The sequence below is a fragment of the Paenibacillus filicis genome (genome assembly GCF_038070315.1).
In the GTDB taxonomy this organism is placed as follows: domain Bacteria; phylum Bacillota; class Bacilli; order Paenibacillales; family NBRC-103111; genus Paenibacillus_G; species Paenibacillus_G filicis.
In genome coordinates this window covers 22,263-36,336 of record NZ_JBBPCC010000031.1, presented here as the reverse complement: position 1 = coordinate 36,336, position 14,074 = coordinate 22,263, and the positions used below count along the sequence as shown (strand labels likewise).

Annotated in this window: 15 protein-coding genes; 10 read left to right on the top strand and 5 right to left on the bottom strand. The window is 54.7% G+C overall.

Annotated features, from left to right (window positions below):
* Positions 1–12 precede the first annotated feature (12 nt).
* Both WMW72_RS31910 and WMW72_RS31905 read left to right on the top strand, forming a co-directional pair.
* The gene (locus WMW72_RS31910; RefSeq protein ID WP_341419646.1) at positions 13–720 is read left to right on the top strand and encodes a hypothetical protein; all 708 of its coding nucleotides are present in this window, start codon (positions 13–15) and stop codon (positions 718–720) included.
* Between the two features lie 35 nt (positions 721–755).
* Positions 756–1,520 carry a hypothetical protein gene (locus WMW72_RS31905; RefSeq protein WP_341419645.1) on the top strand — a complete coding sequence of 255 codons (765 nt, stop codon included), beginning with the start codon at positions 756–758 and terminating at the stop codon, positions 1,518–1,520.
* An 85-nt stretch (positions 1,521–1,605) separates the two neighbouring features.
* On the opposite strand, the gene hflX is transcribed toward WMW72_RS31905, so the two are convergent.
* Positions 1,606–2,877 (bottom strand): GTPase HflX, encoded by a 1,272-nt coding sequence (gene hflX, locus WMW72_RS31900; RefSeq protein ID WP_341419644.1) that lies wholly within the window; start codon positions 2,875–2,877, stop codon positions 1,606–1,608.
* A gap of 652 nt (positions 2,878–3,529) precedes the next feature.
* Here hflX and WMW72_RS31895 point away from each other — a divergent pair.
* Complete coding sequence (locus WMW72_RS31895; protein WP_341419643.1) at positions 3,530–4,735, top strand: cytochrome P450; 1,206 nt, start codon at positions 3,530–3,532, stop codon at positions 4,733–4,735.
* Positions 4,736–4,805: 70 nt separating this feature from the next.
* Here WMW72_RS31895 and WMW72_RS31890 read toward each other — a convergent pair whose 3' ends face one another.
* Complete coding sequence (locus tag WMW72_RS31890; RefSeq protein ID WP_341419642.1) at positions 4,806–5,111, bottom strand: hypothetical protein; 306 nt, start codon at positions 5,109–5,111, stop codon at positions 4,806–4,808.
* Positions 5,112–5,361: 250 nt separating this feature from the next.
* Here WMW72_RS31890 and WMW72_RS31885 point away from each other — a divergent pair, with 250 nt between their 5' ends.
* The 5 genes from WMW72_RS31885 (at position 5,362) to WMW72_RS31865 (ending at position 10,307) form a co-directional block, all read left to right on the top strand.
* The gene (locus WMW72_RS31885; protein ID WP_341419641.1) at positions 5,362–6,510 is read left to right on the top strand and encodes a PdaC/SigV domain-containing protein; all 1,149 of its coding nucleotides are present in this window, start codon (positions 5,362–5,364) and stop codon (positions 6,508–6,510) included.
* Positions 6,511–6,723: 213 nt separating this feature from the next.
* Positions 6,724–7,818, top strand: a complete 1,095-nt coding sequence (locus tag WMW72_RS31880) for an acyltransferase family protein (protein WP_341419640.1) — start codon at positions 6,724–6,726, stop codon at positions 7,816–7,818.
* Between the two features lie 168 nt (positions 7,819–7,986).
* Positions 7,987–8,994 (top strand): AI-2E family transporter, encoded by a 1,008-nt coding sequence (locus tag WMW72_RS31875; protein WP_341419639.1) that lies wholly within the window; start codon positions 7,987–7,989, stop codon positions 8,992–8,994.
* Between the two features lie 122 nt (positions 8,995–9,116).
* A complete protein-coding gene (locus tag WMW72_RS31870) occupies positions 9,117–9,866 on the top strand; it encodes a GTP pyrophosphokinase (protein ID WP_341419638.1) in 750 nt (249 codons plus the stop codon).
* A 24-nt stretch (positions 9,867–9,890) separates the two neighbouring features.
* On the top strand, positions 9,891–10,307 hold the full coding sequence (locus tag WMW72_RS31865) for a YkvA family protein (RefSeq protein WP_341419637.1): 417 nt from the start codon (positions 9,891–9,893) through the stop codon (positions 10,305–10,307).
* 111 nt (positions 10,308–10,418) lie between these two features.
* Here the strand turns inward: WMW72_RS31865 and WMW72_RS31860 are convergent, their stop codons facing one another.
* On the bottom strand, positions 10,419–10,994 hold the full coding sequence (locus tag WMW72_RS31860; RefSeq protein WP_341419675.1) for a beta-class carbonic anhydrase: 576 nt from the start codon (positions 10,992–10,994) through the stop codon (positions 10,419–10,421).
* 75 nt (positions 10,995–11,069) lie between these two features.
* Positions 11,070–11,225: a hypothetical protein gene (locus tag WMW72_RS31855; protein ID WP_341419636.1), complete on the bottom strand. Its 156-nt coding sequence runs from the start codon at positions 11,223–11,225 to the stop codon at positions 11,070–11,072.
* A 138-nt stretch (positions 11,226–11,363) separates the two neighbouring features.
* On the opposite strand from WMW72_RS31855, the gene WMW72_RS31850 reads away from it, so the two are divergent.
* Both WMW72_RS31850 and WMW72_RS31845 read left to right on the top strand, forming a co-directional pair.
* On the top strand, positions 11,364–11,855 hold the full coding sequence (locus WMW72_RS31850; RefSeq protein WP_341419635.1) for a CBO0543 family protein: 492 nt from the start codon (positions 11,364–11,366) through the stop codon (positions 11,853–11,855).
* Positions 11,852–12,334 carry a CBO0543 family protein gene (locus tag WMW72_RS31845; protein ID WP_341419634.1) on the top strand — a complete coding sequence of 161 codons (483 nt, stop codon included), beginning with the start codon at positions 11,852–11,854 and terminating at the stop codon, positions 12,332–12,334. The genes WMW72_RS31850 and WMW72_RS31845 overlap by 4 nt, the downstream gene beginning before the upstream one ends.
* Before the next feature lie 298 nt (positions 12,335–12,632).
* Here WMW72_RS31845 and serS read toward each other — a convergent pair whose 3' ends face one another.
* Positions 12,633–13,922 carry a serine--tRNA ligase gene (gene serS, locus WMW72_RS31840; RefSeq protein WP_341419633.1) on the bottom strand — a complete coding sequence of 430 codons (1,290 nt, stop codon included), beginning with the start codon at positions 13,920–13,922 and terminating at the stop codon, positions 12,633–12,635.
* Positions 13,923–14,074 lie beyond the last annotated feature (152 nt).

The window sequence follows — 14,074 nt, the reverse complement described above, 5'->3', positions numbered from 1 at the left end:
GAGGAGTAGGGATTGTATAAAAGTGATAAGCCCGTGATTCCGAACTGGATCATATGGGGAACGTTTGTGGTTTTTTTCCCTGTGGCTTTTCTGCTCATGGTGATTCGGATGCTTTGTCACTGGAACTTGAGGTACCAGCGGATTCAGGACTGGAAGTCTCTCGGATTCATGTTTCTGTTGGTGGGGCTGGGTTTAATTGTTCTGTGCTACTGGGGTTCAGAAGGGCAGGATATGGCCTTTATTTTCATCCTGTCTATCATTCTGTTCCTATCTCCTTTTTTGATTGCGGTCCATTTCTTGAAGAAATCCAAGCGTTTGCGGATTCAGATGGAAGAGGATTACCGGATATACAAGAACATGATCTTCCAGCAAAGAATCGGTCGTGTCAGCCATATGATAGAGCTCATCCAAGAAAAACCCAAGCTTGTCACGAATGATTTGATGCGCATGCAGCAGAAGGCCATGCTGCCGGGATGCTGGATCGACTTTGCAACGGGACAAATTCGGCTGGACCGCGAGGTACGGGTGGATGAACAGACTCAGGCTGCTCCTGTGCTCGAGACCGCCCAGAGCGAGGTAGTTCGGTCTGCTCGCGCACCCAAGCCTCCGCAGCAGCCTCGACAAGCGGAGTGCAAAGGATGCGGATCTCAGGTGGTTCTGAAGCCCGGCGAGACTCGCACCTGCGAGTACTGCGGATCTGAGATGGCTTACGGGGCTTGACGTCATCATCACTCAAACCAGGGGAGGATATTCTTTTGTACCAGAACGATACACCTGTGATCAAGAATGGCATGATAAGTATTTTTATGCTGCTCTTTTTCCCCTTGGCGATTCTCATGATTCTTATTCGGTTAGTAAGCCACCGAAACCTCAGGTTTCATAAATATATAGACTCCAAATACATAGGCAAGCTGCTTCTCGTCCTTTTTGTTATCTTCTCATTCTCCTATTTCATCCAGCTTGCAGGGGATAATAAGCCGTTATTTTCGGTTTATCTGGCCTGTATTCTCTTGCTGCTTGTACCTGGTATAGCCTTAAGAATCAGAGCGGGCAATCAACTGAAGCGACTGAGCGACTCCTACGTTCGCTATCGGAATCTCGTCCATGTGGAGAAAATCACTTCTATTGACAGTTTGGCTGAGATGACTTTGCAGCGTCCGGCCGTCGTCACCAATGATCTCCTCAGGATGATCAACCTCGGGCTGTTCAAGGATTGCTTTATCGATCCCCACTCCCGGACGCTTGTATTCGAGAATGCTGCATGGTCGCCTAGGCAGATGAGCGGAGCCGCAGCTGAGTTTTCGTCTAAGGTGGAAGTCCATGTGATTGGCTCCACAGGAAGCCTGGGGGGCTGGCAAGTAAGTTCCCCGGATCAAGCATTCAAGGCCGAGAAGCCTGCCCCTCCTCCCGCTCCCAAGACGGTAGAATGCCCTGGCTGCGGCTCTAGAACCGTGCTCCAGCCTAGCGAAGTGTCGGCTTGCGAATATTGCGGATCGGCGATGGCCTATCCCCAGAACTAAGCTTGACGCGAAAGAGAAAAGAGACCTGATCCGATTCAGCGGACCAGGTCTCTTGGCATTCCCCAGAAATGCAGGGCTCTGCCTGTTATAACCGGATCAAATTCTCCTTATACCGCTCCAAGTCGGCGGTCCGGCATTCCAGCTCCAGCCTCGTGCCGTTCTCCTCGTAGCTTGTGGCCCGCACATGTGCATGCTCATTGAAGTACGCAACCAGCCTGCCTTGGTCGTAGGGGATGATAACCTCGCATTGCACATAGTCCTCGAAGATGCGGTCCCCGATCATGACGGTAAGCTCCTTGATCCCACGACCTAGTCGGGCCGACAAGTAGAGGCGCTCATCCACTACCTGTGGAAACTCATGATCTGTCAGATCTGCCTTGTTGTACGCGTAGATCATCGGAATATGGTCGGCTCCGAGCTGGCGGAGCGTGTCTTCGGTGACGGCAATCTGCTGCTCGTGCTCCGGATTGGAGGCATCCACCACATGAATCAGCAGGTCGGCCTCGGACACCTCCTCCAGCGTGGAACGGAACGCCTTAACCAGATGATGGGGCAGCTGGCTGACGAAGCCGACGGTGTCCGTCAGGAGGAAGGATTTGTGGTCTGGCAGCTCGATGCTGCGTACGGATGTCTCCAGTGTGGCGAACAGCATATCCTTGGCCAGCACTTGCTTGCCCGAACCGGGATGATACGTATCGATCACGGCATTCATCAGGCTTGATTTGCCTGCATTCGTATAGCCGACCAGACAGATGACAGGAACCTCGTTCTTGTGCCGCTGCTTCCGCTGCGTCTGGCGGCGGGCGACGAGCTTCTCGAGTTCGTCCTGCAGCGCCGATATGCGCTCTTCAATCTTCCGGCGGTCCAGCTCCAGCTTGGTCTCCCCGGAGCCTTTGTTTTTGAAGCCGGCCCCCCCGCCGCCGCCCTGCCTGCCCAGCGAGGCCCGCAGTCCGACCAGACGCGGCAGCATATATTGCAGTTGGGCGACTTCGACCTGCAATTGGGCTTCTCTGGTTTGCGCGCGTTCCGCGAAAATATCCAGAATCAGAATCGTGCGGTCGATGACCTTACAGTCCAGGGCACCCTCCAGATTGCGGATCTGGGAAGGGGACAGCTCGTCATTGCAGATGACGCTGGAGGCGCCGCTCTCCTCCAGCAGAGCCTTCAGCTCCTCGATCTTTCCGCTGCCGATATAATGGGACGGGTTGATGCGGTCCAGCTTCTGGCTCAGCTCGCCGACGACCTCCACCTGGCAGGCGGCCGCCAGATTGCGCAGCTCCTCCATGGAGTAGGCGAAGTCGGTCTGATGCTGAAGCTGTATGCCGACAATAATAGCGTTCGCTTGCGATTGTTCCATATAGAAAATCATCCTCTCGTGTGGGGTTGAACCAAAAACAAACAAAAAACACACAGGCAGTCTGCCTGTGTGTTCAGCACATGAAGAGGATCTCAGTGAAAGTCCCGCAAAAGCCCGGATGGGTAGACGGGTGCCTGCGGGCTGATCATGGTCGTCACATCAATGGAAGCACAGCTAATGGCTCCAGCCGGCTATAGACGGAAAACCATGCTCCGTTCTACCGGTTGAATCCATCTGACATGCCACCTGATGTACGTCCCATTGCCAGTCTAAAGGTAGCGAAGCAGGTAAAACGGGCCGCCTCTTCGCGTAGAGTTGAATTAGGGTTACCTTTAAATGGACAGATCTATCCTGAGTCCTCTGTACACAGACAGAGATCTTGGCGCTATTCAATTAGCCGCGCAAAGAACGAACCCGGATAAAATCTACCACAGCTAACCCCTCCGTTTCCTAAAAGTAGGTCCATCATAACATGAAGGCCGGATCGTTCGCAACCCGATTGGGCAGCAGCCTGGACGAAGGATAGCACGGTGTCCGGCTGTGTATGATAGGACAGGCGGAGTAAAGGAGACTTGCAGGCTTAGACGGGGAATCGGATGGGTAATAAGAGCATGTCTATCTGTTTAATCGAGCCAAAGGAGAGAAGCCTGTCATGAATAAATCGACGGCAAGGAGAACTCAACGTGCATTTATTACACCGCGGGGATTGGCCGGAGCGGAGTCACCCTATGCATGGTATGAGACGATGAGGAATAGCGGAGGTATTCATTACGACGAGGAGCGGGAGGCTTGGGATGTCTTCAGCTATGAGCTGGTGCACCAAGTACTCAGCGATTACAAGCATTTTTCCTCACGGACCTCGACGGAAGGTCCAGTATCCAGCCTGATCGGAATGGACCCGCCGAGGCATAAGCTGTACCGCAGTCTCGTGAATCAGGCTTTCACGCAGAAGTCTATCGACATGCAGGCGGACCGGATCGGGGCCATAGCCGGGGAGCTGCTGGACAAGGTGGCGGGGACAGGACACATGGACATCATTCAAGACTTCTCCTACCCGCTGCCCGTCATCGTCATTGCAGAGATGCTGGGGGTCCGGCCTGAAGACCGCGAGCTGTTCAAGGACTGGTCCGATCGGTTGGTAGCTTCTGTGGATCCGACCTCGGGGCAAACCGTTCAGCAGCTGACCGAGGTGAAGCAGCAAGCGGCCGAAGAGCTGTACCGCTATTTCACTGAGGTGATCGAGTGGCGGAGAAAAGCTCCGGGGGACGATCTTGTCTCTGAGCTGCTGCGGGCCAAGATCGATAATGAGCACCTGGACATGCCGTCGCTACTCAGCTTCTGTCTGCTGCTGCTGGTAGCCGGTAATGAAACGACGACCAATCTGATCGGCAATGCGCTGCTGACTTTTCTGGAGAATCAAGATGCGCTGGAGAGGCTCTATGCCGAACCTGACCTGCTGCCGTCCGCGCTGGAAGAGTCGCTGCGCTACCGATCTCCGATCCAGAGCCTCAGCCGCCGGGCAGTGGAGGACATCACGCTGAACGGCAAGCTGATCCAAGCCGATCAGGAGGTGGTCGTCTGGATGGGCTCGGCCAACCGGGATGAGGCGAAGTTTGCTGGCGCGAGCCAGTTCATCCCGGACCGGAAGCCGAATCCTCATCTGGCCTTCGGCCAGGGAATTCATTTCTGCCTCGGGGCTCCACTGGCTCGCCTGGAGGCGAGAATTGCGGTCAAAGCGCTGCTGCAGCGGTGCAGGCATCTACACCTGGACGCGGGTGCAGAACTGACACGGACGCCCGGGTCGTTCGTCTTCGGCTACAAGGAATTACCTGTAACCTTCGATCCGGTCAGGGTCTAGCCATAACCTACGAAGCCGGGCCCCTCTCGCTGTCATGCGGAAGGGGCCCGGCTTCGTGCGTCTACAAGGATCATAGCAACGGATCTGGCTTGATGAAGCTTTTGGCCAAGCTCTCAGCATGAGGATCTCTGCTGGGCTTCTGGTAATTTTCCAGCACGTCGATGAGGTATTCCACGCCTGATTCATCGTAAGCCCGGAAGACGCACTGCTCCGGGTCCTCGAGCTGTACCTGATGGCCGCATTCCCGCAGGCAGCGCTCGAAATCTTGGAGTGTAGGCTGCTGCCCATCCTCCAGATAGATCAGGCCGCGCAGCAGCTTGGTTTCCTGGCCGCGGATGACTTTGAAGTGGATGATATGCTCTCGGATGATACCCACGCTCCTTTCCAAGACTCCATGCTTTTTCTACCTCTATCGTCCGATAAAAGGAAGCGGCTGTCTGTGATATTTGTTACAGCACACTACCCGGAGGTAGGGTTTCACGCTATACTTTAGCCAGGGAATGAAAAGGACGATAAGGATAAATTTTCAAGTAACTCGTCTGGCTTACGGTTCGTCTAGTTTAGTAGAGATAAGTTCTAAGGCGCGTCGTCAGGCGTGCTGCATCCGAACCGGGGAGGAATAGGACATGGGCTTCAAGGCAAAGACACAGGAAAGAGAATACGGCGGGGGGATGCCGTCACGTTCCGTTCGGCGTATGGGAAAAGGCATGCTGGCGCTGGCCGCTGCCATCACTGTCATAGCTGCTCCCGGAGCAGCTGGGCTCGCCTCAACTCAGGCGTATGCAGCCGAATCGGCTGCGCTGCCTATTGCCCCCATGACGGTGGTCATCGACGGAGAAGGGACGGCTGTCCCGGCCGTGCTTGTGCAGGGAGATACGTATATCGGACTGCGGGCATTGAACGAGCGGCTTGGTCTGGATACAGGCTGGGATCCGGGAAAGCGTCTGGTGACCGTGAGCGGCAGAGGCCGCACGCTGACGTTCAGCCTGGACGCTCTAGATAAGTATACGCTTAATAGCCAGCCGGTCTATGGACTGCCGGCGATTGTGCAGGATGGTTCTACCTACCTCCCGCTCCGGTTTCTGCTGGAACGCATGGGCTACGGCATCTCTTACGATGCGGGGACCCGCTCCGTGCATATCGAGACGATCCCGGAGAATATCTTGTCCGTGGAGACTCGGAAGATCTCGGAGGAGAAGGAGAAGCAGTCCCTGGTCATCTACTATCCGCAGATTACGCGGCTGGGAGATCAGGGAGTTCAAGATAAGATCAATGCGTTCCTGAAGCAAGAGGCCGATTCACAGGCAGCGGCAGGGCGTCTGATGCTGGCCACAGCGGCAGAGGACAACAAGGGGGCAGCGGCAGCTAATCCGAAGAACAGCATCCCTCCGGTCACCCTCGAAGGCCGTTATACCGTGACTTACAACGAGCAGGGAAGGCTTAGTCTGTATTTCGACTATTACAGCTACACGGGGGGAGCGCATGGGATGACGGTGCGTGACCCTTACACGTTCGATCTGTCGACAGGCCGTCTGCTGAGCTTGCAGGAGGCTGCTGAAGGGAACAGCAAGTACGTATCGATTATCGACAAGGCCATCCAGAGCCAGATCCGGGAACGGAATCTTCCGCTGCTGCAGCCGTTCGAGACCATCGAGTCCAACCGGGATTATTTCCTGAAGCACGGAGCTCTGGTGATTTATTTCAGCCAATATGAGTATACGCCGTATTCAGAAGGAATCCCGCAGTTCGAAATTCCGTTCAGCGCTTTTCGATGAACGGGCATAAGCTAAAGGAATGACAAGGATGGCAAGGGCACTGATCTGTTATATAAGCGTCGGCCGAAACATAGCCGATGCTTTTTGTTTTCCAATCTTATTTTAAGGTTATTTTAAGGTTATTTTCATACGTTATTCAGCCTACGGTCAGCTTCCTATGAGAGGATGGAAAAGTCAAGAAATCATCAAGTCAAGGAATGGGCTGGAGCCAACATGAAATCGACTAATCAGTTAGCCCCCATTCAGTCGGCCCGGGGCGTGGCCGTTCTGCTGGTGGCTTTATTTCATACCTCACAAATGGGGGAGCGTTACTATCAATACAACTTCCTGGGTGTGAGCGGGCTGGGCAAGTCAGGCGCCTACACCTTCTTTTTTGTGCTGACCGGCTATCTGATGTATACGATCTACCATGGGAGATTTACCCGGCATGAAGAGGCGGGGAGGTTTCTCCTCAAGCGCTTTATCCGGATTTATCCGCTTTACTGGCTCCTGATGTTTGTGCTGACGCCGGTTTACTTCCTGTTCCCGTCCTTCGGACTCGGTCACGAGCGGCAGCCGGGTGTGATCCTGAAGTCGATGCTGCTGTGGCCGCAGGGGGTTCCTCCGGTCATGGGCGTAGCCTGGTCGCTGAGCTATGTCGTGTTCTTCTATCTGGTATTTTCACTATTCTTCGTGCTGAAGGAGAAATCGGCAGCGGCGCTGTTTTCCTCTTGGTTTACGGTTATCCTGCTGAATGCTTTCGGCCTGATTCACGTTAAGGAGCAGGTGCTGCTCCAATTTCTCTTCAATCCGGTTCATCTGGAATTTTTCTGCGGCATGCTGGTAGGTTACGCTGTACAGAGGAAGCTGATCCGCGGCTGGAGCGGATGGTGGCTGCTGATCGGGGTTGCGGCCTACCCGCTGCTGTGGTTGCTGTTCCTGAGAACCCCCGGCTTGCCCTATACGGATCTGCTCTATATGGCAGCCTCGTCGGTTCTTCTGGCAGGAATAACACGCTTGCAGGCGACGGGATCGCGTTACATGAAGCCCTTGGTCGCGCTGGGTGATGCTTCATATTCGATCCTGCTGACGAGTCTTCCGTTCCTGTCGATTGTCGATAAGCTGTTCCGGGGCACGGGCGTTCCGGAGCAGATCGGCCGTCCTGCTGCGATCGGCCTGTCCTTAGTAGCCGCTGTTCTGCTGGGGCTATCGTTCTACAGGCTGGTTGAGAAGCCGTTGAATGTCCGACTGCGCAGTCTGGTGGGCCGGAAGCAGGCCGAGGAGGCAGAAGGGGCCGATTACACGTCTGAGAAAGCCGGATTCCGCTAAGCGGCGGACCGGCTTTTTTGCTTGGATCGCTCCCGCAGGGCTTTCCATGAAGGTCTCCTGGAACTTGGTTGAAAAAGCTTTTTCAATGTGAGTTGCTATAAGTAATTTGCTTGCGGTAGACTAAGCTATAGGACAAATTTAGCGGACTGCCTGAGTGGAGATGATGGGATGGAAAACCTGAAACAATTTTTTGAGAATATGACGGTACGGCGGTTCCTGATTCTGCTGTTAATCTGCCTGCTGTTATTCAGTATCCGGGATATGATGAACCTGGTGCTGCTTACGTTCCTGATTGCCTATATCATGAACAGTCTTCAACGGGCCATCACGAGCAGGATCAGCAAGTATGTGACGATCAACAGCAAGATTATTATTGTGCTGCTCTATGCGGCCCTCATTACCGGCTTCGTGCTGGCGCTTGTGAACTATCTCCCTAAGGTCATCGGTCAAGTCAAACAGCTGGCGGATATTCTGATCGGCTTAACGAACATGCCCGCCCCCCAGGACGAATTCTCCCGGTATATCTACAAGAATGTGAAGGACCTCAACCTGCAATCCTATATGAAGCAGGGCTTCGAATATATCCTGAGGGTCAGCAATTGGGGGACAACCTTCGTGCTGGCGATCATTCTAAGCTTTGTATTTATTCTCGAGAAAACCCGCATCGTGGCCTTTACCTCCAGGCTCAGGGACAGCAAGCTGTCGTGGTTCTACCATGAGCTCGAATATTTCGGCAAAAAATTCATTCTATCCTTCGGCAAGGTCATCGAGGCGCAGGTTCTGATCGCTTTGTTCAATACCGTGTTTACCATCATCGGTCTGTGGATTCTCGGGTTCCCTTACCTCTTCGCTCTGGCGATCATGATTTTCCTGCTCAGTCTGATTCCGGTAGCCGGCTTCGTGATCTCCCTGGCCCCGCTCTGCATTATCGCCTACAATATCGGCGGGTATATGCTAGTGATCTACGTCGTGGCGATGATTGCCGTGCTGCACTTCCTCGAAGGCTATCTGCTGAATCCGAAGCTGATGTCCTCCAAAATGAATCTCCCGATGTTCTATACATTTATCGTGCTGCTGTTCTCCGAGCATTACCTCGGCATCTGGGGGCTGATCCTCGGGATTCCGATCTTTGTCTTCCTGCTCGATATCATTGATGTCGATACGAACAAGAGCTGATGCTCTGCTGCCAGGGCGGCCGTCTGGGGAGATTTGCATCCCATGGCAGGCGTGCTTTAAACTAAAGAGGCGGGCGCTCCAAACCCTCCAAGCAAATGGGAATAGGGAAGGAACTAAACGAAATGAATCAGCTTTCGATGAACGAGTTGAAACGATTTAGAAACGAAATTACGCGGTTTATGATGATGTATAAATTCGCTCTCGATGTGATGGAAACACGGATCGGCGTGCTGGTGGAGGAATTCCAATTCCTGCATGAATACAACCCGATCGAGCATACCAAGTCGCGGCTGAAATCCCCGGAGAGCATCCTGAACAAGCTGTATCGCAAGGGAGGGGACATCTCCTTCCCGGGGATCCGCGATCACATCAAGGATATTGCCGGCTTGCGCATCACCTGCTCGTTCCTGGCGGATATTTACGTGATCAGTGATATGCTTAAGAATCAGGTGGACCTCACGGTGCTCGAAGAAAAGGATTATATCCGCCATCCGAAGCCGAATGGCTATCAAAGCCTGCATCTGCTGATCGAGGTGCCGGTGAATATGTCCGACGGGCAGGAGCGCGTATGCATCGAGGTGCAGATCCGTACCATCGCCATGGACTTCTGGGCGAGTCTCGAGCACAAGATTTATTATAAGTACAAGCAGGATAACCAGACCGTACCGGCCCGTCTGCTCGAAGAGCTGAAGGGGGCTGCCAATGCGGCTTCCGCTTTGGATCGTCAGATGGAACGCCTGCATAAGGAAGTCGAGGGTATCAAGGAAGAGCAATCCGAGGCGGCTGAGAGCCGGGATAACCGGATTGTCATCAGCAATCAGCAATTTGCTCTGCCGCAGGCTTTTCTCGATCTGATGGACCCGAATAAATAAATCATTCTGAAGGGCGTGAGCGGGATGGATGCATCCAAGTATCAGAAGCATTTCTCGGTGGACGGCTTCTGGTCCAAGCTGGCGAAGTATGCCCGTGAGGCGGGCATGAAGGTCGTCTATGTCGGCCTGCTGCTGTTCTATGCGCTGGAAAGCCCGAATACGCCCTTGAGAGCCAAGGTCCAGATTTACGGTGCGCTCGGCTATCTGATCCTGCCGCTGGACATCGTACCGGACCTGCTGCCAACCGTCGGATACGTCGATGACCTGGGAGCACTGATGCTTGCGCTGGGCGCTGTGTCGAAGAGCATCGATAGCGGTGTGAAGCAGAAGGCGGTCGGCAAGCTACAGGACTTCTTCGGGGAGGCGGCGGCGACGAGTCCCGACGTTATCGAAGTAGAGGCTCAGCTCAAGGAAGAGGATGAAGCAGGCAAGCCAGTCTGAAGCCTTGTTCTGAGTGTCCGCGGCTGCCTGCGTGAGCAGCCAGCCATGTAAAAAAGGCCTGCCCGCATGTGTAGCGGACAGGCTTCTTTGCATACTCCTGAACGTATGGGGTTACAACGCAGCGGATTCCCGGTAATCCTCGACAATAATCTCCAGCCCGCCGGTGTCAGGATGCATCAGGAAGCCATGAACAGGAATGGCAGCCGGCATCAGCGGGTGATTGCGGATAATCTTCACGCTGTGCAGCACGCCCTCCTCCGGGCTTTCAAAGCCTCTCAGGAACCGCTCCATGCGAATCCCCGAATGCTCCAGCGTGGACAGCACCTGATCGGAAATCCCGTGATCCCGGAATTTCGCTACCATGGCGCCTGCATCGAGCTTAGTCATCCCGCAGCCGTAATGACCGATGACGAGTACCTCTCTCGCGCCCATCTCGTAGATAGCGACCAGAATACTGCGCATCGCACTGCCGAAAGGCTGGGTAAGAATGGCACCGGCATTTTTGATAATTTTGGCATCTCCGTTGCGGAGATTCAGTGCTTTGGGAAGTAGCTCAACCAGACGCGTATCCATGCAGGTCAGGATCGCAATTTTCTTGTCCGGGTACTTATCCGTCAAGTAAGATTCGTATTCTCGTTGCTCCACAAATTTTCGGTTATGCTCCATGAGCTCCGACACCAGCGACATACGCATCTTCTCCCTCGCAAATACGGCTTTCTCTTTATTATTCACCCGTCGCTGCCGAGAGTCAACCTGAATCGCTTACCCTTCGATTTCTTCCCCAGCCTCCTCCGGCTCGGCATACTGGCTTTGGTCGCTCCCATAAATAAAATCCTTCGTATAATCCATCCCGGTTCCGTTGCCCAGCTCGATCGAGCTCTCCGCTCTAAAGCTATCGTTCTCCTGTTGTGGATTCAAGCCTAACACCTCCTGCCTGTAGCTTGCGATAGAGCAGGAGGGATTATGCGCATATACAGCGAAGCGGCTGCAGGTGTGAGTATTCCTGCCAGGCCTTGGGGATACTTTGGTTATACTGGATAGGGAGAACGGTTAGTCATGACTATAGAGCGAATGGTTATCGGTGTCGTATGGATCGTGATCGTCTGTTCGCTGAAGTGGCTAGTACCCAAGAACAAGCGGCGGGAGGCGGCCCTTATTTTGTTCGCGGATCAGGTATTCACCTGGAGCATCAGCCTAATTCTTGTAGAAATTGGATGGAACGAGAATCCGGTGCGAGAATTTGTCAAAGCCGGTTCCACGAACTTCTCTTTTAACTATGGATTATATCCAACGATTTGCGTTTTTTATTGCCTTTACTACCCTGAGCAAGGCTCCTGGGTGAGAAAATTTGTGCATTCCTTGGTATTTGCCGGGATATACACGCTATTTATCGTGCTGGTCTCCACCTATACCGAGCTGATTCATCCCCTGCATATGAGATGGTATTTTCATTTCACGATGGCTTTCCTGCTATTCTATGTCGTGTACCGGTACTATCGCTGGTTTTTCCGAGGGCGGATGATTCTGTCGGCAGGTGAACATCCATGACCGTCGAACGGTGGCTACTGGCGGGAGTCTATGTGGTTACGCTGGTGGCCTTGTGGGTCGTCCACCGCCAAGAGCCGCGCACGGTCCAAGCCGTATTCCTGTTCCAGCAGTGTCTGAGCTGGATCCTAGGCCTGCTTGTAGTGGAGGTCGGGCTGCTGGAATATCCGGTGAGGGAGTTTCGGATTGCGACCCGCACGAGCTTCGCGTTTGAATTTCTCGTATTCCCCGCTATCGCCTGTTATGTCAATATGTATTACCCCCGGACCAAGGACCCTCTGCTCAAATTCGGCTATTACGCGGCCTTTGCGTCGGGCGTAACGGTTCCTGAATATTTCATCGAGAAATACACGGATCTGATCGCCTATAACGGATGGGCCTGGTACTGGACGTTTATATCGGTGCTGATCTCCCTGATGGCCTCGCGCTGGTTCTATAATTGGTTTGTTGCGGGTGAGCATGGCCGGTATGGTGGGACTTAGCGGAACGGAAAGGCAATCTGGAGAGCGCGGAGGCTAGCCGTCCTGTAAACACCTGGACGTACCGGGTACATGCATGGTATCCGAATAAATTCGCTTAACAGACAAACTCACAAGAGGTTCCGCCGGAGTGACCGGGGAACCTCTTGTTTGGTGATGCGCGAAGATCGGCCGTGATCTCCGTACGACTGCGATAGCCTGCGTCTGAGGGGAGTGTCCGGCTTAGGGGCGGGAGCGCCACCTAACTTGGGAATCGCACAGCCTCTAGTAACGTGATCGCTTCTGCGGTGTACGCGGCCCCCTAATCCGGAGACGGCGCTGTCAGCAGCTCCTTGCCCCCCATATAGGGCCTCAGCGCCTCAGGGATGCGAATGGAGCCGTCTGCCTGCTGGTGATTCTCCAGCAGCGGGATGAGGATTCTGGGCGTAGCCACGGCTGTATTGTTCAGCGTGTAGCAATAGCGAAGACGGCCGTCTCCGTCCCGGTACCGGATCTGAGCGCGGCGCGCCTGAAAGTCCAGCAGGGCGGAGGCGGAATGGGTTTCTCCATAAGCTTGCCTGCTCGGCATCCAGGTCTCGATGTCGTATTGCTTATGCGTTCTCGCCGACATATCTCCGCTGCATACCGCCATTACGCGGTACGGAAGCTCCAGCAACTGCAGCAGATCCTCCGCGTTGCGTGTAATTTCCTGCAGCATCCGCTCGGATAGCCCGGGATCGGCTTCGCAGAGAATCACCTGCTCCACCTTGGCGAATTGATGGACTCTGTACAGGCCGTGTACGTCCTTGCCAGCCGAGCCTACCTCACTGCGGAAGCAGGTGGAGGCGGCAGCCAGCCTGACGGGCTCCGAGACATCGACGATATCTCCGCTGTAGTAGGCAACCAGGGGAACCTCTGACGTTCCCGCCAGCCACTGCTCCTCTTCATCGATCCGGAAGGCCTGGTCGCGCCCTGCCGGGAAGTATCCGGTATCCACGAACGATTCCGTGCGGACCATCAGCGGCACTTCCAGCGGCGTATAGCCGCGGGCGATCAGCAGATCGAGCGCCAGCTGCTGGACGGCCCGGTGAAGCAGGGCCCCTGCCCCTTGCAGGTAGTAATGCCGGCTTCCGGCGACCTTGACCCCGCGGGGGATATCCAGAATCTGATGCAAGCTGCCTAGTGCTACGTGATCGCGGAGGGCGAAGTCTACGCAAGCCGGCTCGCCGACCCTTCGGAGCTCCTGATTATCGGCATCGGACTGCCCGATAGGGGTTTCAGGCGAGACGGGATTCGGCACCAGCAGCATCAGCTCGCGGACCCGCCGTTCCTTCTCCCCCAGCCTGCTCTCCAGCTCGGCCAGTTGAGCGTTCAACACTCGGACCGCCTGCTTGAGCTCCTCGGCCTCTCCCGGCCTACCGCCCCGCAGCCGCCCCGCGATCGCCTCGGAGGCGATATTGCGCTGTCTGCGCAGCTCCTCGACCTGCTGAAGCAGCAGGCGGCGTGCCTCATCCGTCTCCAGCAGCTCGCCGACCGGCAAGGATATTCCCTTCACCTCAGCAGTCCTCTGTACTTCGCGGGCATGGGCCCGAATCCATGAAATGTCTAACATAGCAACCTCGCTCCTTTTTTGTGAAATACAAAAAGCGCCCTTATCCACATGGGACGAGGAGCGCTCAGGACTCGCGGTGCCACCCAAATTGACCGGACCAGGTAAAGGTCCAATCCACTTTGCTCCGCGATAACGGGCGGAACCCGGTTAGC